Origin of the sequence: Sphingomonas sp. HF-S4 (assembly GCF_032911445.1) — a bacterium.
Taxonomy (GTDB): domain Bacteria; phylum Pseudomonadota; class Alphaproteobacteria; order Sphingomonadales; family Sphingomonadaceae; genus Sphingomonas; species Sphingomonas agrestis.
Window position 1 is genome coordinate 1,404,973 of the sequence record NZ_JAWJEJ010000001.1, and the last position, 22,781, is coordinate 1,427,753.

Here is a 22,781-nt window from a genome sequence, read left to right on the forward strand (position 1 = left end):
CCGCATCCGAGCCACGTATCGGCATTCCGATACAACGAATCTCGTTCCGGATTAACGAACGTCGATTGCTTATGGCAGATAAGCCAGGCTTACAACCTGAAAATCACACCATTACGGATATCGTTCGTCGATGACGAGTAAGCTGCATCGGGCATTTTGCGCCTCGATTTCCTCCTCGCAAGGGAGGGGAGCCTATTTGCGCCTGCGATTTCGTGGTTACACCCGCGCATCCAATGCCATCCGGTTATCGGACGCCACCGGATAAAGAATTGGACGGTTCGTCATTGACGAACACAGTCTGTCCACCACAAAATGATAAGAATGTCGGAGGGGAGTTATGTCGAGCGACACTCTGGGGGCGGATTCCGCCCTGCGAAAATTGCGGCCCGCGCAGGCGGCACTCTCGCTCCGAACCCGCATCGTGGTCAAGCCATTCCACGCGACGACGCTGTTCGCGCTGCTCGCCGGCGCGCCGATGCTGCTGATCCCGGGACACGCCTTCGCCCAGGAAGCCCCCGTTGCCGCTGAGACGCCGCAGGAAGACATCGCCACCGACGACGCTGCGTCCGAGCCCGCGATCGTCGTCACCGGCACTCGGATCAGCGGCTTCACCGCACCCACCCCGGTCACCACGCTCGGCACCGAGGAACTCGAGGCCAAGGCCGTCAGCACCGTCTCCGAACTGCTCGACGACGTCCCCCAGCTCCGCATCAACCAGAATATCGGCAAGTCGAGCGAGCCCGTCGGCGGCTCGAACGCGGATCTGCGCGGCCTCGGCACCCAGCGCACGCTCGTTCTGCTCGACGGCCGCCGCGTTGCCCCGACCGACCCCGCCGGCACGATCGACACCAACATCGTTCCCACCGCGCTGATCAGCAACATCGAGATCGTCACCGGCGGCGCCTCGGCCGCCTATGGCTCGGACGCCGTCGCCGGCGTGGTCAATTTCACGCTCGACAAGAAGTTCACCGGGTTCAAGCTCGACGCGTCCTACGGCCAGACCAGGTACGACGACCACCACCGCCCGTCGGTCAGCGCCGCCTGGGGCACCAGCCTGTTCGAGGACCGGCTGCACGTCACCGTCGCGGGCGACTATCTGCACAATGACGGCCAGACCTCGCAGGCCAGCCGCCCCTGGGGCAACGACCAGACCGCGCTGCTGACCAACCCCGCCTACACTCCCACCAACGGCCAGCCGCGCCTGCTGATCGTCGACAATTCGCGCTTCACCCAGATGACCGCGGGCGGCGTGCTGGTCGGCGGCACCGCGGCGCAGCGCGCAACGGCGTTCGCGCTGGCACAGCGCCTCGGCTTCGCCGCCGGCAGCGGCGTGCAATTCGACGCGCGCGGCAATCCGGTGCCCTTCGCCTATGGCACCAATATCGGCGGCACCTTCATGACCGGCGGCGACGGCGCGAGTGTCGAGGACGACGGCAACATCATGCCCGAGATCGAGCGCTATACCGGGTACGGCAGCGTCCGCTTCGACGTGACGCCGAACGTCACCTTGTTCGTCGACGCGCTATATTCGCAGGTCGACACGCTCTCGGACCTGACGCCGAACCCCGACAATGGCGGCATCACCATCCGCAACGACAATGCCTTCCTCGCGAATTCGCTGCGTGCCGCGATGGCCGGCGCCGGGCTCACCAGCATCGCGATCGGCCGGATGAACTACGAGGACGGCTATTCGATCTTCGACAGTTCGACCAAGTCGCGCCGCGTGACGTTCGGGGTCGAGGGCCGGTTCGGCGGTTGGTCGTGGGATATCTCGGGCCAGATCGGCCGCAACAGCTATTTCCAGCGCAGCGACAACAACCGGATCAACAATCGCTGGACGCTGGGGCTCGACAGCGTAATCAACCCGGCGACCGGCCAGCCGATCTGCCGCGCGCTGCTCAACAATCCCAACCCCACGGCCGCGCAGGATCCCTATCGCGACATCCGCGATTGCCAGCCTATCAATCCGTTCGGCGCGGGGGCGATCAGCGAGCGCGCAGTCGACTATTATGCCGGCTCCTCCTATCTGCGCTCGCATCAGGAGCAGGACGTGTTCGCCGCCAATCTGTCGGGCAGCCCGTTCGCCACCTGGGCGGGCGACGTCAAGGTGGCGGTCGGCGCCGAATATCGCCGCGAGCAGACGGTGCAGACCTCCGATCCGAACTCGGCGCTGCGGCGCTGGCGCTCGGTCAACGCCCAGCCCTTTACCGGCGAATACAACGTCAAGGAGGCGTTTGCCGAGGTCGTCATCCCGCTGGCCCAGGGCAGCGCCTTTGCCGAGAATCTCGATCTCAACGGCGCGCTACGCTACACCGATTACTCGACCAGCGGCGGGGTCGTGACCTGGAAGGTCGGCGTCAACTATTCGCCCTTCGCTGATCTGCGCTTCCGCGGCACCCTGTCGCGCGACATCCGCGCGCCGAACAATTACGAGCTGTTCTCGCGCGGCAACCAGGTGATCAACGCAATTATCGACCCGCGCACCAACGTCTCGCGCCAGACCGTCCAGATCACCAGCGGCAATCCCGATCTCCAGCCCGAAAAGGCCGATACGCTCACCGCGGGCGTGATCTACCAGCCGTCCTGGCTGCAGGGCTTCCGCGCCTCGGTCGATTACTATTCGATCAAGATCAACCAGGCGATCTCGACGATCGCGCCACAGGGCATCGTCGATTTCTGCAACGCCGGCCGCACCGAATTCTGCGCAGGCGTCATCCGCGATCCGGTGACGCAGATCCTCACGCAAGTGAACGTCATCCCGTTCAACGCGGACTCGCTCAAGACCAGCGGCGTCGATGTCGAGCTGCAATACCGGTTCGAAATGCTCGGCGGCAGCGTCAAGCTGCGCGGGCTGGCGAATTACGTCTCTGAGCTGTCGACCACGTCGAACGGCGTCACCAACGACTATGTCGGCCTGGCCGGCATCTCGCCGCCGCCGGCGGGCGTGCCCGAATGGCGCGTCAATCTCGACGCCGACTATGCGATCGGCGATTTCAAGTTCGGCGTGGGCTATCGCTACATCGACGGCGGCAAGTTCGACACGCGCTTCAACACCACCACGCTCGACCTCGCCGACAACAGTGTCGCCGGTCGCTCCTATGTCGATCTCTCGGCCGCCTATCGCCTGTCGAAGCAGTTCGAGCTCTACGGCCGCGTCGAGAACCTGTTCAACGTCTACCCGCCTATCACGCCGAACGGCATCACCCAGCCGACAGTAGCGAACGGGACGTTCTTCGATCGGCGCGGCACCTTCTTCGTAGTCGGCGGCCGCCTGCGGCTCTGACGGGGCGGCTGTATCAGCTTATCTTCCTCGCCCCCTCCAAGGGGGAGAGGGTTGCGTAGACTTGGGTCCGCTTCTTCAGCGGGCCCTAGTCGGAGCTGGGTGAGGGGGTGCGGCTGCGCAGCAGCCGCGCGAGGCTTCGCCTCGCTCTACCCCTTTCCAAGCTACGCTAGGCAGCAAGCTGCCGACCTTCGCTATCCTCTCCCCTAGCAAGGGAGGATAGTTTGAAGCGAATGCCGCTTCCATCCATCACCGTCGCGGAGTTGCCGCGACGATCTTCTCGAACGCCGCGACCTGCATGTCGGTATCGAGCAGATGGTCGAGCCCCATCGTCTCGGCCAGCTTCAATCTGTCGCGACCGCGCTCGACGATTGCCTCCTCCAGCACGTCGCCCCGCGCCCACAGCGCGTCGCGCTTGGCCCGCGGCAATCGTCCCAGCGCCTTGAACATCCGCGCGCAGTGAAAGCGCCGGCACGTCCACGGCGCGCGCCCGTGAATCGCGCAGCCATCCTCGACAAGATACACGCAAAACCCGGTCCGCGGATCGCGCTTCAGCGCGGGGACGCGCCGGCCGGGATAGAGCGCGCTGGCGATATATTCCACGTCATAGCTGGCGACGTCGTCACCCGCCTCCGGGCGCAGGATCACCTGGTCGGTCTTGCAGCATTCGGTGCAGCCATCGCACGGAATGGCGTTCTGATCCATGCGCCGCCCTCGGCCCTCCGGCTAGGCCGCGGCTTCGCCCGCGAACAGCCCGCGCAGCTCGGTCTTGAGGATCTTGCCCTGGGCATTGCGCGGCAGCACGTCCTGCACGAAGCGCACGCGGACAGGCACCTTGAACCCTGCAAGCCGCTCGCGCACCCATTGCTGCAATTCGGCCTCGGTCGCCGACTTGCCCGGTGCAAGGTGGACCACTGCCGCGGGCTCCTCGCCCAGCGTCTTGTGCGGCACGCCGACCAGCGCGCAGTCGGTCACCGCCGGATGCGCGTAGAGCACGTCCTCGACTTCGCTCGAATAAATGTTCTCGCCGCCGCGAATGATGATGTCCTTGGCGCGGTCGACGACGTAGAGGAACCCGTCCTCGTCGAGCCGCGCCAGATCGCCGGTACGCACCCAGCCATCGACAAAAGTCTCGGCAGTTGCCTCGGGCTTGTTCCAATAGCCCTTCACGATCATTGGCCCCCGCGCCCAAAGCTCGCCGACCTCGCCCGTTTCCAGCTCGCGGTCGCCTTCGATCGACAGGATCTTGAGATCGGCGGCGGCGACAGGCGGCCCGGCGCTGGTCGGCCGCGCGAGATATTCCTCGCCGGAGTGGTTGGTCACCGTCGCCATCGTCTCGGTCATTCCCCAGCCGTTGCCGGGCAGCGCGCCGAACTCCTGGTGGATGCGACGGACCAGCTCGGGCGCCGAGGGCGCGCCGCCATAGGCGATCGTCTCGAGGCTGGAGAGGTCGTAGTTGGCCCGCGCCGGATGCTCGAGCAGCTGCCACGCGATCGTCGGCACGCCGCCGGTTGCATGGACGCGCTCGCGCTGGATGATCTCCATCGCCAGCTCGGGCTCCCACTTTCGCATGAATACCAGTGTGGAGCCCGAAGCGACCGCGCCCATCAACGCGGCGGAACAGGCCGTGACGTGGAACAGCGGGATCACGAGCAGCATCACCTTGGGCTCGGGCATCGGCGGCGGCGTCTCGCCCCGGCGCACCATCGTCCGCGCCGCGACATAGGCGCTCGACAGGATGTTCGTGATCAGATTGCGGTGCGTGCCCAGCGCGCCCTTTGGGCTGCCCGTGGTGCCGCTGGTATAGAAGATCGTCGCATCGTCGTCGGGCGCGATCTCCGCGTCGGGAAAGCCGACATCGTCGAGCGCCGCCCAGTCGTTTGCTCCCCCGATCAGCGACTCCAGCGCGAGCGCCGGCGGTTCGACATCGCCCTTGGCCCGGCTGACCACGACATGCTCGAGGTCGGGCAAGGCTTGGTAGCATTGCTTGAGCCGCTCGTGTCGCTCGCCGTCGACGAACAGCACCTTCGTGCCAGAGTCCTTTAGGGCATATTCAAGCTCGTTGCCCGTCCACCACGCATTGAGCGGCACGATGATCGCACCGATCGCCATCCCAGCGAAGAAGATCGCCGGCCACTCGGGCAGGTTGCGCATCGCAAGCCCGACCCGGTCGCCTTTCTTCACGCCCATCCCGGCCAGCTTGTGCGCAAGGTGCGACGTTGCGCGATAATTTGCCTCGAAGGAGACGCGCTCGTCCTGGTAGATCGTGAATTCGCGCGCGCCATAGGCCCGTACCATCTGCGCCAGCACCCGCAGCGACGGCGGCGCCTGTTTCCACACCCGGGTGGGCACGCCGCCGATATCGACGGTCTCCATCTCGAACTTGGCGCCGGGCGCCGTGAGCAGCTCTTTGGTCTGCTCCAGCGACATCTTGGGCCAGGCTGGGTCGAGCGGAACGATCGGATCGGTAGCCAAGCGACTTCTCTCCAGTGTGATTTTCTGAACATTGGGTTTGGGCATCGCTGCGCGAACCGGAAACAACGTTAGTGTTGATTCGTGTCGCGCTCAAGGCAATAGGGGAAGCGCGCCGCGGTTATGCCGCAGCCGAATGAATTCGAACGAGAGGTATGCCGCCTGCGATGCACATGACCCGCTCCGGACGCTACGGATTCGACGCCTCGCGGCTGGCGCGGATCGACGCGTTCGTGAAGGAGCGCTACCTCGACTCGGGCAAGCTGCCCCATGCCCAGCTGCTGATCGCGCGCGACGGCGAGATCGCGCATTTCTCGCATCAGGGCGCGGCACGCGAAGGCGGCCCTCCGGTCGACGAGACCACGCTGTTTCGCATCGCCTCGATGACCAAGCCGATCACCAGCCTTGCCTTCATGATGCTGGTCGAGGAAGCCAGGGTCGCGCTCGACACCCCCGTCCATCACGTCCTTCCCGAATTGAAAGGTGTCGGTGTCTATACCGGCGGGGGTAACGGCGCTCCGTTCGAGACGCGCCCCACCGGTCAACCGATGCGGATGATCGACCTGCTGCGCCACACGTCGGGGCTGACCTACGGCTTCCAGGAGCGCACGCCCGTCGACGCCGCCTATCGCCAGTCGAAGATGGAGAACTGGCACGGCAATCTGTCTCTCGACGAATTCGTCGCCGCGCTCGGCAATCTGCCGCTCGAATTCTCGCCCGGCGATGAATGGAACTATTCGGTATCCACCGACGTGCTCGGCGCCGTGGTCGAGCGCGTCTCGGGCATGCCGCTCGACCGCTTCTTCGCGACACGCATCTTCGCGCCGCTCGGCATGCACGACACCTTCTTCCAGGTACCCGCGGACAAGATCCACCGCCTCGCCGATTGCTGGGCGCTCGACGATGCCGGTAACCGCGTCCTCTACGATCGCGGCGACGCCTCGGCATGGGCGCGCTTCCCCAAGCTCGTATCCGGCGGCGGCGGTCTCGTCTCGACCGCGCTCGACTATCACCGCTTCTGCTCGATGTGCCTGAACGGTGGCACCGGCTTGGTCAGCCCCAAGACGATCGAGCTGATGACGATGAACCACCTCCCCGGCGGTTCGGACCTCGCGACGATGTCGCAATCGCTGTTCAGCGAGACCACCAACGCCGGCACCGGCTTCGGGCTGGGCTTTGCGATCACCACCGATGTCGCCAAGACGCTGATTCCCGGCTCGGCGGGAGAATATTATTGGGGCGGAATGTTTTCGACCGCGTTCTTCATAGATCCGGTCGAACGCATCCACTTGGTGTTCATGACTCAGTTCACCCCCTCGATGCGCTACCCGATCCGCCGCGAACTCAAGACCCTGATCTATTCGGCGCTGGCCTGAGCCGCGCCACCCCGAATCCAATGGAGAACGACATGACTTCCCCGATCACCACCAGCCGCCAGGGCGACATCCTGATCCTCACCTCGGACAGCCCGCCGGTGAACGCGCTGAGCAACGCCGTGCGCCAGGGCCTGGCAGCCGGGATCGAGGAAGCGAAGAGCGACGACAGCATCAAGGCAGTGATCATCACCTGCGCGGGGAAAACCTTCTTCGCCGGCGCCGACATCACCGAGTTCGGCAAGAACATGCAGGAGCCCTCGCTCCCGGTGCTGGTCGACCAGATCGAGGCGCTCGACAAGCCGGTGATCGCCGCGGTCCACGGCACGGCGCTCGGCGGCGGCTGCGAAGTCGCGCTCGCCTCGCACTATCGCATCGCGGTGCCCAGCGCGAAGTTCGGGCTGCCCGAAGTCAAGCTCGGCATCCTTCCCGGCGCCGGCGGCACCCAGCGTATGCCGCGCGTTGCCGGAGTGGAGGCCGCGCTCGAGCTCGCCACCAAGGGCGATCCGATCTCCGCCGATCGCGCCAAGGAAATCGGTCTGGTCGATCGCCTCGCCGCCGAGGGCAACCTTCTCGCCGACGCCGTTGCCTTTGCGAGCGAAGTCATCGGCAAGCCGGTATCGCGTTCGTCCGGGCGTCCGGTCGACGTCGATCCCGCGGTGTTCGCCAAGTTCCGCGAGACCAACGCAAAGCGCTTCCGCGGGCTCGACGCCCCCAACGTGATCGTTGACCTGATCGAGCAAACCGCGGGCAAGCCCTATGCCGAGGGCGTCCAGGCCGAGCGGATGGGGTTCATGAAGCTGATCATGGGCAGCCAGTCTGCGGCGCTGCGCCACATCTTCTTCGCCGAGCGCAAGGCCGCCAAGATCGACGGCATCGCCGAAGACATCCAGCTCCGCGACATCAAGCGCGTCGGCGTGATCGGCGCCGGCACGATGGGCGGCGGGATCAGCATGAACTTCCTCTCGGCGGGCATCCCGGTGACGATCGTCGAGATGTCGCAGGACGCGCTCGACCGCGGCACCGGCACGATGCGGAAAAATTACGAGGCAACCGCCGCCAAGGGCCGGATGACCGCCGAGCAAGTCGAAGGCGCGATGGGATTGCTCAAGCCGACCTTGAACTTCGACGATCTCGCCGAGTGCGACCTGATCATCGAAGCGGTCTATGAGAGCATGGACGTCAAGAAGGAGGTGTTCGGCCGGCTGGACACAATCGCCAAGCCCGGCGCGATCCTCGCCTCGAACACCTCGTACCTCAACGTGGACGAGATCGCCGCCGCCACCAGCCGCCCGCAGGACGTTCTCGGCCTCCACTTCTTCTCGCCCGCCAACATCATGAAGTTGCTCGAGATCGTCCGCGGCGCCAAGACCGCCGACGACGTCCTCGCCACGGCGATGGCGCTCAGCAAGAAGATCAAGAAAGTCGCTGTAATCGCAGGGGTTTGCTACGGCTTCATCGGCAACCGCATGCTGATGCCGCGCCAGGTCGAGGCGAACAAGATGCTGCTCGAGGGCGCCACGCCCGAGCAGATCGACAAGGTCCATGTCGCGTTCGGCATGCCGATGGGGCCGTTCCAGATGGCCGATCTCGCCGGCGTCGATATCGGCTGGCACCGCGACCCGAACCGCATCGAGAACATCCGCGACGCCCTCGCCGCGGAGGGCCGCTGGGGCCAGAAGAAGAGCGCCGGCTTCTACGACTATGACGAGAAGCGCACCCCCTCGAACAGCCCGCGCGTCGCCGAACTGATCGAGGAATGGCGCGAGAAGCTGAAGGTGCCGAGCCACGAGATCACCGAGGAGGAGATCGTCGTCCGCACGCTCTACACGATGGTCAACGAAGGCGCGCTGATCTTGGCGGAAGGCATGGCGCAGCGCGCGTCTGACATCGATGTTGTGTGGGTGTACGGCTATGGCTGGCCGCCGTACCGCGGCGGACCGATGCTCTGGGCGGATAGCGAGGGGCTCGCGAAGATCGTCGCCGGCCTAGAGAAGTACGGCTTCGAGGTTGCTCCCCTCCTCCGCGAGAAGGCGGAGAATGGCGAGAAGTTCAACAAGTAGGACCACTCTCCCTCTCCCTTGGGAGAGGGAGGGAGCCGCCTAGGGCGGCGGAAGGCTGAGGACGACCGGAACAGCGGCACGTCACCTTCATCCTTCCACCGCCTGACGGCGGCGGGCCCCTACCTCTCCCGATGGGAGGGAGGTTTAGGAAGAGGATAAATGGCAGAGGATCTGGAAACCTTCCGCGCCGAAACCCGCGCCTGGCTCGAAGCCAATTGCCCGGAGACCATGCGCAGCCCCATGCGCGGCGAAAAGGATGCCACCTGGGGCGGCCGCAACCCGGTCTATGCGCATCCCGACCAGAAGCTGTGGATGGACCGGATGGGTGCGCGCGGCTGGACCGTCCCGGACTGGCCCAGCGAATATGGCGGCGGCGGTCTTAGCCCAGCCGAGACCAAGATCCTCCGCGAGGAAATGGCACGGCTCAAATGCCGCAACCCGCTCAGCAGCTTCGGCATCTCGATGCTTGGCCCGGCGCTGCTCAAATACGGTACCGAGGAACAGAAGCTGGAGCACCTGCCCAAGATCGCCCGCGGCGAGATCCGCTGGTGCCAGGGCTATAGCGAGCCCAATGCCGGCTCCGACCTTGCCGGGCTGCAGACCAGCGCTGAGGATGGTGGTGACCACTATATCGTCAATGGCCAGAAGGTGTGGACGTCCTACGCCGATCAGGCCGACTGGATCTTCTGTCTCGTCCGCACCGACAAGACCAGCAAACAGGGCGGGATCAGCTTCGTGCTGTTCGACATGGCCAGCGAAGGCGTGTCGACCAAGCCGATCCTGCTGATCAGCGGCTATTCGCCCTTCTGCGAGACCTTTTTCGACAATGTGAAGGTGCCCAAGGTCAATCGCGTTTATGACGAGAACAAGGGCTGGGATGTCGCCAAATACCTGCTCGGCCATGAGCGCGAGATGATCTCCGGCATGGGGCTGGGAGGCGCCGCCAGCGATCCTCTGGTCGAAGCGGCGCGCACCGGCGTAGATCCGATCCTGCGGGGCCAGATCGCGCTGTTCCAGGTCCGCTCGCAGGCATTCAAGGCGATGTCCGAGCGCTTCATCGACGAGCTCAAGGCGGGCAAGGCGCATCCTGCCCAGCCCTCGATGATGAAATATTACGGCACCGAGCTCAACAAGGCGCGACATGAGCTGCAGATGGCGGCAGGCGGCAGCGACGCGCTCGAATGGGAAAGCGAGGCCGGCAGCCACGGCGCAGCGCCCCGCGCCTGGCTGCGCACCAAGGCCAATTCGATTGAAGGCGGGACGAGCGAGATCCAGCTCAACATCATCGCCAAGCGCATCCTCGACCTTCCTTCCTGAGGAACCGACATGTCCCTCTATCTCACCGACGAACAGGCGATGCTCCGCGACACCGCGCGCGATTTCGTTGCCGAGCATGCCCCCGTCAGCCACATGCGTGCGCTGCGCGATGCAAACGACGCTACCGGCTTCAGCCGCGACCTCTGGAAGCAGTTCGCCGAGCTGGGCCTCATCGGCATCCTGATCCCCGAGGCAGACAATGGCCTGGGCTTAGGCCATGCCGAGGCGGGCGTCGTTCTCGAGGAGATTGGTCGCAACCTCTCGCCCTCCCCCTTCTTGACCACCGCCGTCGCCGCAGTCGAGGCTCTCAACGGCACCCCGCACGCCGCACGCTGGTTCCCCAGCATCCTCGCCGGCGAGACCGTCGCCGCGCTGGCAGTTGACGAGCGCGCCAAGCATGATGGCCGCATCGAAATGAAGGCCGAGCGCGTGGGCAACGGCTTCCGCCTCACCGGCACCAAGCAGTTCGTCGCGCATGGCCATGTCGCCGACCTGCTGCTCGTCGCCGCCGCGACCGAGCACGGCACGACCTTGTTCGCCGTACCCACCGACGCCAAGGGTTTCACCGCCGATCCCCAGCGACTCGCCGACGCGAGCCTCGCTGCACGCCTGACTTTCGACGGCGTCGAAGTCGATGCCGATGCGGTCGTGGGCGAAGTCGACCATGCCCCCCTGGCCCGCCTGCTCGCCGCGGGACGCACCGGCGCCTCTGCCGAATTGCTCGGCGTCGGCGGCGGCGCGATGGACATGACGGTGTCGTACCTTAAGGAGCGCAAGCAATTCGGCCAGGTGATCGGCAGCTTCCAGGCGCTCCAACACCGCGCCGCGCATCTCTACAGCGAGATGGAAGTCGCGCGCGCCGCGGTGCTCAAGGCGCAGCAACTACTCGATGCCGGCGACGAGCGCGCCGCCGACGCCGTCTCGGTCGCCAAGGCGATGACCAGTCTCGCCGCCACGTTGTCGGTGCAGGAAGGCATCCAGATGCACGGCGGCATCGGCATGACCGACGAATACGACATCGGCTTTTACATGAAGCGCGCCCGCGTCCTCGCCGAGCTGTTCGGCGACGCCAATTTCCACGCCGATGCGCTGGCGCAGGCGGCGGGATATTGATGACTACGCGTCCGCTCCGTCTCACCGTCATCCCGGCGAAAGCCGGGATCTTAAACAAGGGCGCGGGATATAAGTCGCAGGAGAACCCTGCTTCCGCCGGGATGACGGAATAGATCGATGACGGACACGCCCGAACATACCCCCACCGAGCTCGTAACCCAGCTCACCACGCTGCTCGACGTCGAGGAGATCGACACCGACCTCTATCGCGGCCCCCGCCTGCCCGGCGGCGTCGGCCGCGTGTTCGGCGGGCAAGTCATCGCGCAGGCGCTCCAGGCCGCGCAGCGCTCGGTCGATGGCGACAAGGTTGCGCACTCGCTTCACGCCTATTTCATGCGCCCGGGCGACGAGAACCACCCGATCATTTTTCGCGTCGTCCGCGATTTCGAGGGGCGCAGCTTCGCCAATCGCCGCATCATCGCGATGCAGAAAGGCCAGCCTATCCTCAACATGACAGCAAGCTTTCAGGCGCCCGCGGAGGGTCTGGCGCATCAGGACGCAATGCCCGACGTACCCGACCCGGACGATTTGCGTTCCGAACACGAGCTGCGCGAGCAGATACGCGATCAAGTGCCCGAGAAATTCCGGCGTTTCTTCCTGCGTGCCCGGCCGATCGAAATCCGCCCGGTCAATCCGCGCAACTGGTTCGCGCCCGAGAAGATCGCGCCGCACCAGCATAGCTGGTTCCGCGTCGTTGCGCCGTTGCCCGACGACCTCGCGCTCCACCGCGCGATGCTGGCCTATGCCAGCGACATGACCCTGCTCGGCACCTGCCTGCTTCCGCACGGGGTGAGCTGGATGACCGGCGACGTCCAGACCGCCAGCCTCGATCACGCGATCTGGCTGCACGAGCCGTTCCGCTTAGACGACTGGCTGCTCTACACCACCGACAGTCCCTGGGCCGGCCATTCGCGCGGGTTCAATCGCGGCAAGATCTTCGCGAGAGATGGCCGCCTCGTGGCCAGCGTCGCGCAAGAAGGGCTGATACGGCTCAAGCGCGACAGGGACTGACGCGCCTCAGCCTCGGTGGCGCGCCTCGGACAGATCGAGCTCACGGGTGAGTTTCCGTGCGACTTCGCTACCCAATTGCCGCGCCCGGGCCAGTTCGACCAAGGCTGCCCGCTCGGCCTTCACCCCGACCAGCCGGAACTCGCGCACCAGCCGCTCCTCGGCGCGCATTGCATCGGAAGGCCCCTGAGCGAGGCCCTCGATCCGCTCGCGATACAGGTCCATCACGCGTCCGCCCGCCGCCGCATACCGGTCGGCCTCGCCATGCGTCTCGGCCAGTGCGTGCTGGCACGCTTCGATCGCGCGGATCGCCGCCTCGGCAGTGGCGACGCGCGCGGCAGCCTCTTCCGCCTGCTTCGAAGGCTCGGGCGGCATCGCCAGTCCCTTTAGCAGCATCGGCAGCCCGACACTGGCGATCACCAGCGAGACGATGATCACGCCGGTCGCCAGGAAGATCGCGAGGTCGCGCGCCGGAAACGGCGTCCCGTCGTCGAGCGCGAGCGGCAGCGTCAGCACACCTGCCAGTGTGATCGCGCCTCGCACGCCCGCGAGCGACATCGCCGCGATCAGCCGCCAGTCCGGGCTCTGGATCGCTATCGCATCGCTGCGCTTGCGCAAGATGGTCAACTTGAGCGAAGCCCACACCCAGACGAAGCGGAGCGCCGCCAGCCCCGCGACGATCGCGATGACATAAACCGCCAGCCACCACGGCTCGGCATGCCCGCTCAGCGCCACCGTCTCGCGCGCACCGCCCAGGATCCCGGGCAACTGCTCGCCGAGCAGCACGAAGATGATGCCGTTGAGCGAGAACTGGATCGTGTCCCACACCGAATTGCGACGCATGCGGGTTACCGCCATCGCCTGACGGGAGATCTCGGCAAAGGTCATCGTCACGCCGGCGCTCACCGCGGCGAGGATGCCCGAGGCATGGATATGCTCGGCGAGCAGATACGATCCGAACGGGATCAGCAGGCTGACCAGGATCTGCGACCCGGTATCCTCGCCCCAGCGCTTGGTCACCCAGGCCTTGGCGCGCGTTGCCGCCAACGTCACGATCACGCCGATCGCCAGGCCCATTCCCGCGACCCACAGGAAGTTGAGTGCCGCGCCGCTGGCCGAGAAGGTGCCGGTCAGCGCCGCCGCGACGGCAAAGCGCAGGCAGACGAGGCCCGAGGCATCGTTGAGCAGCGATTCCCCCTCGAGGATGTGCATCATCCGCTTGGGGATCGGCACGCGCGCGGCAATCGCCGACACCGCGATCGGATCGGTCGGCGAAACGACCGCCGCCAGCGCGAAGGCGACCGCAAGCGGCATCGCCGGGATCATCCAGTGGATGAACAGCCCCATGCCGACCACGGTGAGCAACACTAGCCCGAGCGCGAGCTCGACCACGGTTGACACATCCTTGAGCAGCTCGTCCTTGGGGATGCGCCAACCATCGAGGAAGAGCAAAGGCGGCAGGAACAGCAGCAGGAAGAGCTGGGGATCGAGGGTAACGCGATAATTGACCGAAAGCCCAATCACCGCGCCCAATGCGATCTGCACCAATGGCGTCGGCAGCGAAATGGGCAGCATCCGCGACACCGCACCGCTGACCACCACCGCCAGCAGCAAGACCAGGACGATCGTGACTGTATCCAAAATTTGCTCCCTGTAGGTGTATGAGGCTCCTAACGGTCGGGGCCTAGCCGGGGCAAGGGTTTGCTGTGAGACATGTGGCTGCTCAGGCAGGGTCTCATATTGACGGCTATGCGCCCCCACTTTGCGGTCGCTCGCCCCGAAAGCAGACATTCGTCTTTCGCTGCTGGTGTGTCACCTTGTAGCTCAGATAGTAATGTCATAGCGAGGAGGCAGGGCATGCTAATAAGCATTCAGATCGGCCACATTGCCGGCGAGCCGCTCTGGCAGAAATTACTGCTGGCCGTGATCGGTCCCGCAACTACCGCGATAGTGGGATCGCTACTTGCAGCGCTAGCCGTTTCTCGCTTGCTTGATCGCAAAAGGCGTAAAGATGCGGATCGGGACATGCGGGAGCAAATTGTCCAAGACATGGCCCGCATAGCGGCGACTTTCTACTTCCAGATGCTGCAGTTCCGCCGCGCCCGGACATCTCTGGCAAGAGATGCACGAGCGCAAGCAATGAGACCCTGGTTCAAGCGCCTATTGCGAAGCGACAGTAACTTTCTTCCGCAGCCGAACATGGTCGAGCTTGCTGGAAATTACGGAAATTTCCGAGCCAGCGCAGACACTTTGGAGGTGAGGTTAGGCGCGTACTTCGAAGGTGATGAAGTGCGCGAACGATGGCATGCTGTATCAGATCTGTTAACAGTCCGCTATCACGATACGATGGGTACGCTCGAATCCATGATACTCAATGCCAATGCACGTAGTGCGACCAAATTTCATAGTGGCTTGACGGTGGAGGAGCTCGGCGTCAGCTCTCTACTGGTGAAGGCATATAAGTCAGCATTGAGCGAGGCTATCGACGCTGCAAAGCAGGGCAAGCGCGACGAAGGAAAGAGCAAGCGTAGCAATCTATGGAGGGCAAAGAGCGTGGCGAAGAATGCCGACGGCGCTGGCTCGGTTCGCATAGAGCGGGCTGATTAAGCCGTTGGCTCGGCGAGATTTCCAGCGCCCGACATCCGCCTGACAATTAACTTCTCAAGTCCAGCGAATCCCGCTTTCAAAACGCCGGCTTACCGAATTCCTGCCGCGTCACCGGATGGCTCGACGAGAGCCCGCCATCGACCACCCAGGCCTGGCCGTTGACATAACTCGCCTCGTCCGAGGCCAGGAACAGTGCGACCCGCGCGATCTCCTCGGGCGCGCCGGCGCGGCGCAGCGGGTTCAGCCTGCCGAGCTTGTCTTCCTTCCCCATCTCGCGGGCATAGTCGAACGCGCGCTGGGTCATCCCGGTCTCGATCAGCCCGGGGCAGATAGCGTTGACTCGCACGTTGGAGGTGGAAAGCTGCTGCGCGGCGGTCTGGACGAGGTTGATCACTCCCGCCTTCGACGCCGAATAGGCCGGTCCACCCGCGCCCGAACGCAGTCCCGCGACGCTCGCTGTGCAGAGAATCGTGCCGCCGCCGCGCTCGACGATCCTGGGCCCGGCATGCTTGATCGCCAGCGCCGGGCCAATCAGGTTCACCCGCAGCACTTCGGCCCAGAGATCGACGCTTGAATCGAAGATGCCCGAGGCACCGCCGGAGATGCCGGCATTGGCAAAGAACACATCCAGCCCGCCGAAGCGCTCGCATGCCGTGGCCACGAGACGTTCGACATCGGCTTCGTCGCCAGCGTCCATCTGCAACGCCACCGCACCGCCGAGCCCGGCGACGGTCTCGTGCACGCTCTCGCTCAGATCGGAGGCGACGACCTGCGCGCCTTCCTCCGCGAACAATCGCGCGGCGGCCCGCCCGATCCCCGATCCCGCGCCGGTGATGATGACGGTCTTGTCCTTGAAGCGCATGCTATCCCCCACTCAAGCCCCGGCCTTCTCCGCAAACCCCCAGGCGGCTGCCACCAGTCCCGGCAGCCGCTCGACCGTCTTGGCCGCCTGCGCGCTCGAGGCATTGCCGTCGAGGACCCGCTTGTTGATGCCCTGCACGATCCCGGCAAGGCGGAACAGATTGTACGCGAAATACCAGTTGAGGTCGGGCACGCCCTCGCGGCCCGTCGCCGCGCAGTAGCGCTCGACTACCGCCTCGATCGTCGGGATGCCCGTCGCCGGCCCGGTCAGCCCCTGCACGCCCGACCTGCCCTCGGGTGCCGTCACCCAACTCATCAGGAAATAGGAGAAGTCGGCAAGTGGATCGCCGAGCGTCGACAGTTCCCAGTCGAGCACTGCCAGCACCCTGGGCTGCGCGGCGTCGAAGATCATGTTGTCGATGCGGAAATCGCCATGGACGATCGCCGTCCGCGTCTGTGCGGGGACAGTGCGCGGCAGCCATTCGATCAGCCGCTCGATCTCGGGAAGATCATCGGTCTGGCTGGCGCGATACTGCTTCGACCAGCGCGCCACCTGCCGCTCGAAATAATTGCCCGGCTTGCCGTAATCGCCGAGCCCAGCCGCTTCATAGTCCACCGAATGCAGCGCCGCGAGCGTATCGACGATCGCCTCGTACACCGCGGTGCGCTGGGCCGGCGCCATGTCGGGCAGCGCGCCGTCCCAGAAGGTCCGTCCCTCGACCATCTCCATGATGTAGAAGGGCGCGCCGATCACTTCCGGATTCTCGCAAAGCCCATAAGGCTGCGCGACCGGGAAACCGGTCGGATGCAGGGCGGCTATCAGCCGGTGCTCGCGCTCGACGGCATGCGCCGAGGGCAAGATCGGCCCGAACGGCTTGCGCCGCAGCACGTACGATCCGCTTTCTGCATCAATGCGATAAGTCGGATTACTCTGTCCGCCTGCGAACTTCTCGACATTGAACGGCCCCACGAAGCCCGCGACGTTGCCCAGAAGCCATTGGCCAAGCCGCGCGTCGTCCATGTCGCTCATGCGAATTCGATTACCGAGCGCACGCTGTGCCCGCCGCGCAGCTTCTCCAGCGCATCGTTGACGTCGCGCAGCCTGATCCGTTCGGCGACCATCGTGTCGAGATCGAGCAGTCCGTCGAGATACATCTGGACCAGCCGCGGCATGTCGATCGGGAAACGCGTCGACCCCAGCAGCGAACCCTGGATCTTCTTGCCCGTCAGGAATGTCGGCCCCGGCAGGCTGACATTGCCCCCCGGCGCGATCATCCCGAGGATCGTCGCGGTGCCGCCGCGGCGGAGAATGTTCCACGCCAGCTCGGCGGTATTCGGCCGCCCCACCGCTTCGATCGCATAATGCACGCCGCCACCCGTGCGCTTGAGCACGTCCTTGACGATCGCCTCAGAATTCGGATCGAGCGTCCCTGTCGCGCCTAGCTTCATCGCCAGTTCGCGCTTCTCGGGCATCGGATCGATCGCGAGGATCTGCCCCGCGCCGGCGATCCTGGCGGCATTGATCGCGGCGAGCCCGATCCCGCCCGCGCCGATCACCGCGACGCTCTCGCCGGGCCGCACGCGGCTGTCGTTGAACACCGCCCCCGCCCCGGTGATTACCGCACAGCCGAGCAGCGCCGCGCGGTCGAGCGGCATCTCCTTGCTGATCGCCACGCAGGCATTCTCGTGGACCAGCATCATCTCGGCAAAGGCCGAGAGATTGAGGAACGGCGCCAGCGGCGTGCCATCGGCGAGGCGTAACCGCGGCTCGGCATCGGCGGGGCGCCGCGTCGAGGGATCGATGCACAGCGATGGCCGCCCGGTCACGCACATCTCGCACGATCCGCAGAACACCGTGAAGAAGGTAATGACATGATCGCCAGGCTTGAGGTGTGCGACGTCGCTACCCACGGCCTCGATGATCCCCGCGGCCTCGTGCCCAGGCACCGTCGGGACGGGATGCGGGAAGGCGCCGTCGACGAAGTGCAGGTCCGATCGGCACACGCCGCACGCCACGGTGCGGATCAGCACTTCGCGAGGCCCAGGCTTGTCCACCCGTACTTCGGCGATCTCCAGCGGCTTGCCCGCCTCGAATAATACGGCTGCCTTCACTTGATCCTCCCCGGCACGGGGAGGTGGCAGCGCGCAGCGCTGACGGAGGGGGCTATCCGCGAGGGTGGCTTTATGGGGAGAGCCCCCTCCACCAGCCTGCGGCTGGTCCCCTTCCCCGTTCCGGGGAGGAGCTTGGCGGCGCTCACCGGCTCACCCCAATCTCACCCGACGAAACCCGATCCGCCTTGACTTCCCCCCACTTCCCGAATTCCGCCCGCGCGATCGCCCGGTTGTGTACCTCGTCGGGCCCGTCGGCGAGCCGCAGGGTCCGGATCGCCGCCCAATCATGCGCCAGTCCGAAATCGCCCGAGACGCCCGCGCCGCCATACGCCTGGATCGCGTCGTCGATGATCTGCAGCGCCATCGTCGGCGCCTGGACCTTGATCATTGCGATCTCGAGCTGGGCCGCCTTGTTGCCCGCCTTGTCCATCATGTCTGCCGCCTTGAGGCAGAGCAGCCGCGTCATCTCGATATCGATCCGGGCGCGCGCGATGCGCTGCTCCCAGACGCTATGGTCCGAAAGCCGTTTGCCGAACGCCACCCGGCTCACCAGCCGCTTGGCCATCGCCGTGATCGCCTCCTCGGCGACCCCGATCGTGCGCATGCAATGATGGATGCGCCCTGGTCCGAGCCGCCCCTGTGCGATCTCGAAACCCCGCCCCTCGCCGAGCAGGACGTTCTCGGCCGGCACGCGGACATTCTCCAGCATCACCTCGCCGTGCCCATGCGGCGCGTGATCATACCCGAAAACCGAAAGCATGCGCTCGATCGTCACGCCGGGCGCGTCGAGCGGCACGAGGATCATGCTCTGCTGGGCATGTTTGGCGGCTCCGATATCGGTCTTGCCCATCACGATCGCGATTCTACAGCGCGGATCGCCAACGCCCGACGACCACCATTTGCGCCCATTAATTACGTAGTGATCGCCGTCGCGCTCCATCCGCGTCTGGATGTTGGTCGCGTCGGATGACGCCACCGCGGGCTCGGTCATCAGGAATGCCGAGCGGATCTCACCCGCCATCAGCGGCGCCAGCCACGCATCCTTCTGTTCCCGTGTCCCATAGCGGTGGAGCACTTCCATATTGCCGGTATCGGGCGCCGAGCAATTGAAGCACTCGGACGCCCAGCCGAGCCGCCCCATCTCCTCCGCGCAGAGCGCATATTCGAGATTGCTCAACTGGGTGCCTTCGAATGCGAAGCTGTCGTCGACATGGGCTTGGCCCGAATTGGGTGGCATGAAGAAATTCCACAGCCCCGCCGCCTTCGCCTTGGCCTTCACTTCCTCGATCACCGGGATCACCTTCCAGCGATCGCCCTCCCGCTGCTGGGCGTGATAGTCGCCGTCGCGGGGCCGGATCTCGCTGTCGATGAACGCCTTCACGAGGTCGCGGAAATAGGTTTCGCGCTCGGTCAGCGTGAAGTCCATGGCAGCACTCTCCAACACGGTTGTGCGGACCTGCCTAGACCGTACCGCATATTCGGTAAAGGGGAGTGACGTAGAGAAAAATCGAGACACGAACCTTCAAAAAACGCTTTGGCTGCGCGGCGAATCCGCTAAGCTCGAATGCAATGAATGCACCCGGAACTCTCGAAAGCGGCACCAAGCGCTTCCAGGCCAAGCGCGATGCGATCCTCGCCGCGGCCGCCGACGCGATCAACGAACAGAGTGCGAAGGGAATGACCTTCGCCGACGTCGCGCGCCGCGTCGGGCTCAACACCACGTCGGTCACCTATTATTTCAAGCGCAAGGAAGACCTCGCCGCCGCAGCGTTCGAGCAGACGCTCGAGCGGCTCGACGCGATGCTCGACGCCGCGCTGGAAGAACCGACGCCCGAGGCCCGCGTAGCGCGCTACCTCAATATCAACATGGAGCGGCTCGCGCGCATCCGCCGCGGCGAGGAACGCGATTTCGCGATCCTCTCGGACCTGCGCGCGATGGAAGACCCGATGAAGGGCCAGCTCATGGCGGGCTGGCGCAACATCTTCCGCAAAACCCGCAGCCTGTGGGGCATCGGGCGCACGCGCGCTGAGACCGATCTCCACGGCGCCCGCGCACATGTTTTGCTCGAGAACACCTTCTGGCTCACTGCCTGGCTGCCGCGCTACGAAGTCGACGAATATCCCCGTGTCGAGGCACGGCTGATGGAAGTGTTCCGTGCCGGCATCGCCGCGCCCGACCAAGCCTGGCGTCCCGAGCTGCTCGACCTGGAGCATGACGAACCCGAGCCCGGCCGCGAGGCCTTCCTGCTCGCCGCCACCCGGCTGATCAACGAGCTCGGCTATCGCGGCGCCTCGGTCCAGCGCATCGCGTCCGAGCTCAACGTCACCAAGGGCAGTTTCTACCACCATCTCGATGCCAAGGACGATCTGGTAATCGCCTGCTACAAGCGCAGCTTCGACATCATCGCCGACGCCCAGCGCCTCGCCGAGAGCCACCAGGGCAGCCAGTGGGACCGGCTCGAAACCACCGTCGCCACGCTGCTCGACTATCAATTCTCCGAGCGCGGGCCGCTACTGCGCACTACGGCGCTGTCAGGCCTGCCGCCGCATGTCCGCTCGACGATGATCGACCGCTCGAACCGCATCGCCCGCCGCTTCGCCGGCATGCTTTCGGACGGTATCGCCGAAGGCTCGATCCGCGCGATCGATCCGCTGGTGGCATCGCAGGCGCTGATGGCGCTCCAGAACGCCGCCTTCGACATGCGCAAATGGGCAAGCACGATGCCGCGCGAAAAGGCCGTGGCGTTCTACGCCTCGACCCTCGCTTACGGTCTGTTCGACGATCGCGTACTGGACGGCTGACCGCGCCGGCTCAGACCGTACGCATGTCGTAGACGATCACCTTGCGCCACAGATGCTCGCACTTGGCGACGAACGCCTTGTGCAGCGGATGATCCTGATAGGTCTTCTGGTCGACGACGGTGTCGAACACCATCAGCTCGGAGACCTGGAAGCTAGAATCGACCACGTCGCGCTGCTCGGTCGATGCGGGTACGCCGATTTGTAGGTCGCGGATCACGTCGATCTTGGCGAGTTCGCGCAGCCCGGCGATCAAGGCGTCTCGATCGGCGACCGATTCCGGATTCTTGAGCCAGAAGAACACATGATGGACGATCTTGCCCGCAGCGGGCGCCGCCGATGCCGTATTCGAAACCATCGCCGCTCCCCCCAGCGCCACCGCCGTCATGGCGTCTCTACGATTGACTGGCATGCAGAATCCCTCAGTGATTTTCCCCAGCATGACGTCTCGCGTTGCGCCTGACAACCGGCCTATCCGCGCCGGAGCAGCGCCCCGGCGCGCCAATAATGGAAGATCGCCCAGGGCGTCGCTGCGGCGAACACCAGCATCGACCAGCGCAGCGATTCCGACCCCAGCGAGGGCTTGAGCAGATCGCTGATCACCCCCACCAGGGTCGGCCCCAGCCCCAGCCCGATCAAATTGATCACCAGCAGGGTTATCGCCGCCCACAGGGCGCGCAGCCGCACTGGTGCGAGCCCTTGGATCAGCGCGAAGGTCGGCCCGAGATAGCTGTTGGCGAGCAGCACATAGGCCAGATAGCTCAGCACCGCCGCGACCGGGCTGCCGAGCAGGAAGAAGCCGAGCGTGAACGGTAGCGCCAGCGCCTTGAGCACCGCGACCATCGTTGCCTGCGCATGCAGCCCATGAGTCCGCGCCAGTCTGTCTGCGAGCCTGCCGCCGAACACCGCCGACGCCGCCCCCGCCAGCCCTGCCGGCAGCGCGACGTAGAGCGATATCTCGCGCACGCTGAACCCCAGCGAGCGCACCATGAAACTCGGCCCCCAGGCTGTCAGCCCGTAGCCGATCATCGAAGTGAGGGTCACCGCCATCACCAGGTGCAGCGCCGGCCCGTTCGACAGGATCGATGCGAAACCGTTCCACAGCGACGGCATCGCATCGTGCGCGGTGTGCGTCTTGGCGTCGGCCAGCCCGCGCCGCGGTTCCACGACAAACAGCCAGACCACTACCGCCAGCACGATCCCCGGCAGCCCAATCACGAACATCGCGATCCGCCAGCCATAGGCGCTCGCCACCAGTCCACCGATAAAGGTGCCCAGCGCCGCCCCGAGCACGACGCCGAGCGAGTAGATCCCCATTGCCCCCGCGCGTTTTTCGGGCGGATAGAGGTCCGCTATGATCGAATGGCTGGGCGGCGACGATCCTGCCTCGCCGATCCCCACGCCGATCCGCGCGACCAGCAATTGCGTGAAATTGTGCGCCAGCCCGCCCGCCGCGGTCATCGCGCTCCAGATCGCCAGGCTGACTGCGACGATGTTCTTGCGGTTGGCGCGGTCGGCGAGCCGTGCGACCGGAATGCCCAGCGTCGCATAGAAGATCGCGAAGGCCAGCCCCGAAAGAAGCCCGAGCTGGGTATCGCTGAGCTTCAGGTCCGCCTTGATCAGTTCCTGCAGGATCGCGAGGATCTGCCGGTCCATATAGCTGAAGAAATAGGTCAGCGTCAGCAGCGCCAGCGTCAGCGACCGCCGCCGGATCGCATGCGCATCGCCCGCGGCAGGATCGACTGTCAGAGGGGCATCCCTTCAAGAAAAAGGGGA

General features: G+C 65.2%; 17 protein-coding genes. 8 read left to right on the forward strand and 9 right to left on the reverse strand.

Annotated elements, in window-relative coordinates:
- Positions 1 to 421 precede the first annotated feature (421 nt).
- Entirely contained in the window at positions 422 to 3,283 is a 2,862-nt protein-coding gene (locus RZN05_RS06025) for a TonB-dependent receptor plug domain-containing protein (protein WP_317225715.1), read from the forward strand.
- Between the two features lie 246 nt (positions 3,284 to 3,529).
- Here the strand turns inward: RZN05_RS06025 and RZN05_RS06030 are convergent, their stop codons facing one another.
- Together RZN05_RS06030 and RZN05_RS06035 are read right to left on the reverse strand one after the other, a co-directional pair.
- Positions 3,530 to 3,985, reverse strand: a complete 456-nt coding sequence (locus tag RZN05_RS06030; RefSeq protein ID WP_317225716.1) for a YkgJ family cysteine cluster protein — start codon at positions 3,983 to 3,985, stop codon at positions 3,530 to 3,532.
- A 21-nt stretch (positions 3,986 to 4,006) separates the two neighbouring features.
- Positions 4,007 to 5,710, reverse strand: a complete 1,704-nt coding sequence (locus RZN05_RS06035; RefSeq protein ID WP_317227572.1) for a class I adenylate-forming enzyme family protein — start codon at positions 5,708 to 5,710, stop codon at positions 4,007 to 4,009.
- Between the two features lie 215 nt (positions 5,711 to 5,925).
- Between RZN05_RS06035 and RZN05_RS06040 the strand changes: the two genes are divergently transcribed.
- The 5 genes from RZN05_RS06040 (at position 5,926) to RZN05_RS06060 (ending at position 12,629) form a co-directional block, all read left to right on the forward strand.
- The gene (locus RZN05_RS06040; RefSeq protein WP_317225717.1) at positions 5,926 to 7,128 is read left to right on the forward strand and encodes a serine hydrolase domain-containing protein; all 1,203 of its coding nucleotides are present in this window, start codon (positions 5,926 to 5,928) and stop codon (positions 7,126 to 7,128) included.
- Positions 7,129 to 7,160: 32 nt separating this feature from the next.
- Positions 7,161 to 9,188, forward strand: coding sequence for a 3-hydroxyacyl-CoA dehydrogenase NAD-binding domain-containing protein (locus tag RZN05_RS06045; RefSeq protein ID WP_317225718.1), 2,028 nt, complete (start codon positions 7,161 to 7,163; stop codon positions 9,186 to 9,188).
- Between the two features lie 159 nt (positions 9,189 to 9,347).
- A complete protein-coding gene (locus RZN05_RS06050) occupies positions 9,348 to 10,505 on the forward strand; it encodes an acyl-CoA dehydrogenase family protein (protein WP_317225719.1) in 1,158 nt (385 codons plus the stop codon).
- 9 nt (positions 10,506 to 10,514) lie between these two features.
- The gene (locus RZN05_RS06055; protein WP_317225720.1) at positions 10,515 to 11,618 is read left to right on the forward strand and encodes an acyl-CoA dehydrogenase family protein; all 1,104 of its coding nucleotides are present in this window, start codon (positions 10,515 to 10,517) and stop codon (positions 11,616 to 11,618) included.
- A 117-nt stretch (positions 11,619 to 11,735) separates the two neighbouring features.
- Positions 11,736 to 12,629, forward strand: a complete 894-nt coding sequence (locus RZN05_RS06060; RefSeq protein WP_317225721.1) for an acyl-CoA thioesterase — start codon at positions 11,736 to 11,738, stop codon at positions 12,627 to 12,629.
- Positions 12,630 to 12,635: 6 nt separating this feature from the next.
- Here RZN05_RS06060 and RZN05_RS06065 read toward each other — a convergent pair whose 3' ends face one another.
- Positions 12,636 to 14,267, reverse strand: coding sequence for a Na+/H+ antiporter (locus RZN05_RS06065; protein ID WP_317225722.1), 1,632 nt, complete (start codon positions 14,265 to 14,267; stop codon positions 12,636 to 12,638).
- A 216-nt stretch (positions 14,268 to 14,483) separates the two neighbouring features.
- On the opposite strand from RZN05_RS06065, the gene RZN05_RS06070 reads away from it, so the two are divergent.
- Entirely contained in the window at positions 14,484 to 15,233 is a 750-nt protein-coding gene (locus RZN05_RS06070) for a hypothetical protein (protein WP_317225723.1), read from the forward strand.
- Positions 15,234 to 15,309: 76 nt separating this feature from the next.
- On the opposite strand, the gene RZN05_RS06075 is transcribed toward RZN05_RS06070, so the two are convergent.
- The 4 genes from RZN05_RS06075 to RZN05_RS06090 all read right to left on the reverse strand — a co-directional run bounded on the left by RZN05_RS06075 (position 15,310) and on the right by RZN05_RS06090 (position 19,632).
- On the reverse strand, positions 15,310 to 16,095 hold the full coding sequence (locus RZN05_RS06075; RefSeq protein ID WP_317225724.1) for an SDR family NAD(P)-dependent oxidoreductase: 786 nt from the start codon (positions 16,093 to 16,095) through the stop codon (positions 15,310 to 15,312).
- Positions 16,096 to 16,107: 12 nt separating this feature from the next.
- Positions 16,108 to 17,124, reverse strand: a complete 1,017-nt coding sequence (locus RZN05_RS06080; RefSeq protein WP_317225725.1) for a phosphotransferase family protein — start codon at positions 17,122 to 17,124, stop codon at positions 16,108 to 16,110.
- Positions 17,121 to 18,206, reverse strand: a complete 1,086-nt coding sequence (locus tag RZN05_RS06085) for a Zn-dependent alcohol dehydrogenase (protein ID WP_317225726.1) — start codon at positions 18,204 to 18,206, stop codon at positions 17,121 to 17,123. Before RZN05_RS06085 ends, RZN05_RS06080 begins: the two co-directional genes overlap by 4 nt.
- A gap of 142 nt (positions 18,207 to 18,348) precedes the next feature.
- Positions 18,349 to 19,632, reverse strand: coding sequence for an acyl-CoA dehydrogenase family protein (locus RZN05_RS06090; protein ID WP_317225727.1), 1,284 nt, complete (start codon positions 19,630 to 19,632; stop codon positions 18,349 to 18,351).
- Between the two features lie 143 nt (positions 19,633 to 19,775).
- Here RZN05_RS06090 and RZN05_RS06095 point away from each other — a divergent pair, with 143 nt between their 5' ends.
- A complete protein-coding gene (locus RZN05_RS06095) occupies positions 19,776 to 21,008 on the forward strand; it encodes a TetR/AcrR family transcriptional regulator (RefSeq protein WP_317225728.1) in 1,233 nt (410 codons plus the stop codon).
- A gap of 10 nt (positions 21,009 to 21,018) precedes the next feature.
- Here the strand turns inward: RZN05_RS06095 and RZN05_RS06100 are convergent, their stop codons facing one another.
- Complete coding sequence (locus RZN05_RS06100; RefSeq protein WP_317225729.1) at positions 21,019 to 21,363, reverse strand: Dabb family protein; 345 nt, start codon at positions 21,361 to 21,363, stop codon at positions 21,019 to 21,021.
- Positions 21,364 to 21,476: 113 nt separating this feature from the next.
- Positions 21,477 to 22,754 (reverse strand): spinster family MFS transporter, encoded by a 1,278-nt coding sequence (locus tag RZN05_RS06105; RefSeq protein WP_317227574.1) that lies wholly within the window; start codon positions 22,752 to 22,754, stop codon positions 21,477 to 21,479.
- Positions 22,755 to 22,781: the final 27 nt, after the last annotated feature.

Coding starts and splice junctions, on each gene's coding strand:
- RZN05_RS06030 (WP_317225716.1), bottom strand. CDS start 3,985: ATGGATCAGAACGCCATTCCGTGCGATGGCTGCACCGAATGCTGCAAG.
- RZN05_RS06050 (WP_317225719.1), top strand. CDS start 9,348: ATGGCAGAGGATCTGGAAACCTTCCGCGCCGAAACCCGCGCCTGGCTC.
- RZN05_RS06035 (WP_317227572.1), bottom strand. CDS start 5,710: ATGTCGCTGGAGCAGACCAAAGAGCTGCTCACGGCGCCCGGCGCCAAG.
- RZN05_RS06040 (WP_317225717.1), top strand. CDS start 5,926: ATGACCCGCTCCGGACGCTACGGATTCGACGCCTCGCGGCTGGCGCGG.
- RZN05_RS06045 (WP_317225718.1), top strand. CDS start 7,161: ATGACTTCCCCGATCACCACCAGCCGCCAGGGCGACATCCTGATCCTC.
- RZN05_RS06070 (WP_317225723.1), top strand. CDS start 14,484: ATGCTAATAAGCATTCAGATCGGCCACATTGCCGGCGAGCCGCTCTGG.
- RZN05_RS06100 (WP_317225729.1), bottom strand. CDS start 21,363: ATGGTTTCGAATACGGCATCGGCGGCGCCCGCTGCGGGCAAGATCGTC.
- RZN05_RS06080 (WP_317225725.1), bottom strand. CDS start 17,124: ATGAGCGACATGGACGACGCGCGGCTTGGCCAATGGCTTCTGGGCAAC.
- RZN05_RS06075 (WP_317225724.1), bottom strand. CDS start 16,095: ATGCGCTTCAAGGACAAGACCGTCATCATCACCGGCGCGGGATCGGGG.
- RZN05_RS06060 (WP_317225721.1), top strand. CDS start 11,736: ATGACGGACACGCCCGAACATACCCCCACCGAGCTCGTAACCCAGCTC.
- RZN05_RS06095 (WP_317225728.1), top strand. CDS start 19,776: ATGAATGCACCCGGAACTCTCGAAAGCGGCACCAAGCGCTTCCAGGCC.
- RZN05_RS06055 (WP_317225720.1), top strand. CDS start 10,515: ATGTCCCTCTATCTCACCGACGAACAGGCGATGCTCCGCGACACCGCG.
- RZN05_RS06090 (WP_317225727.1), bottom strand. CDS start 19,632: ATGGACTTCACGCTGACCGAGCGCGAAACCTATTTCCGCGACCTCGTG.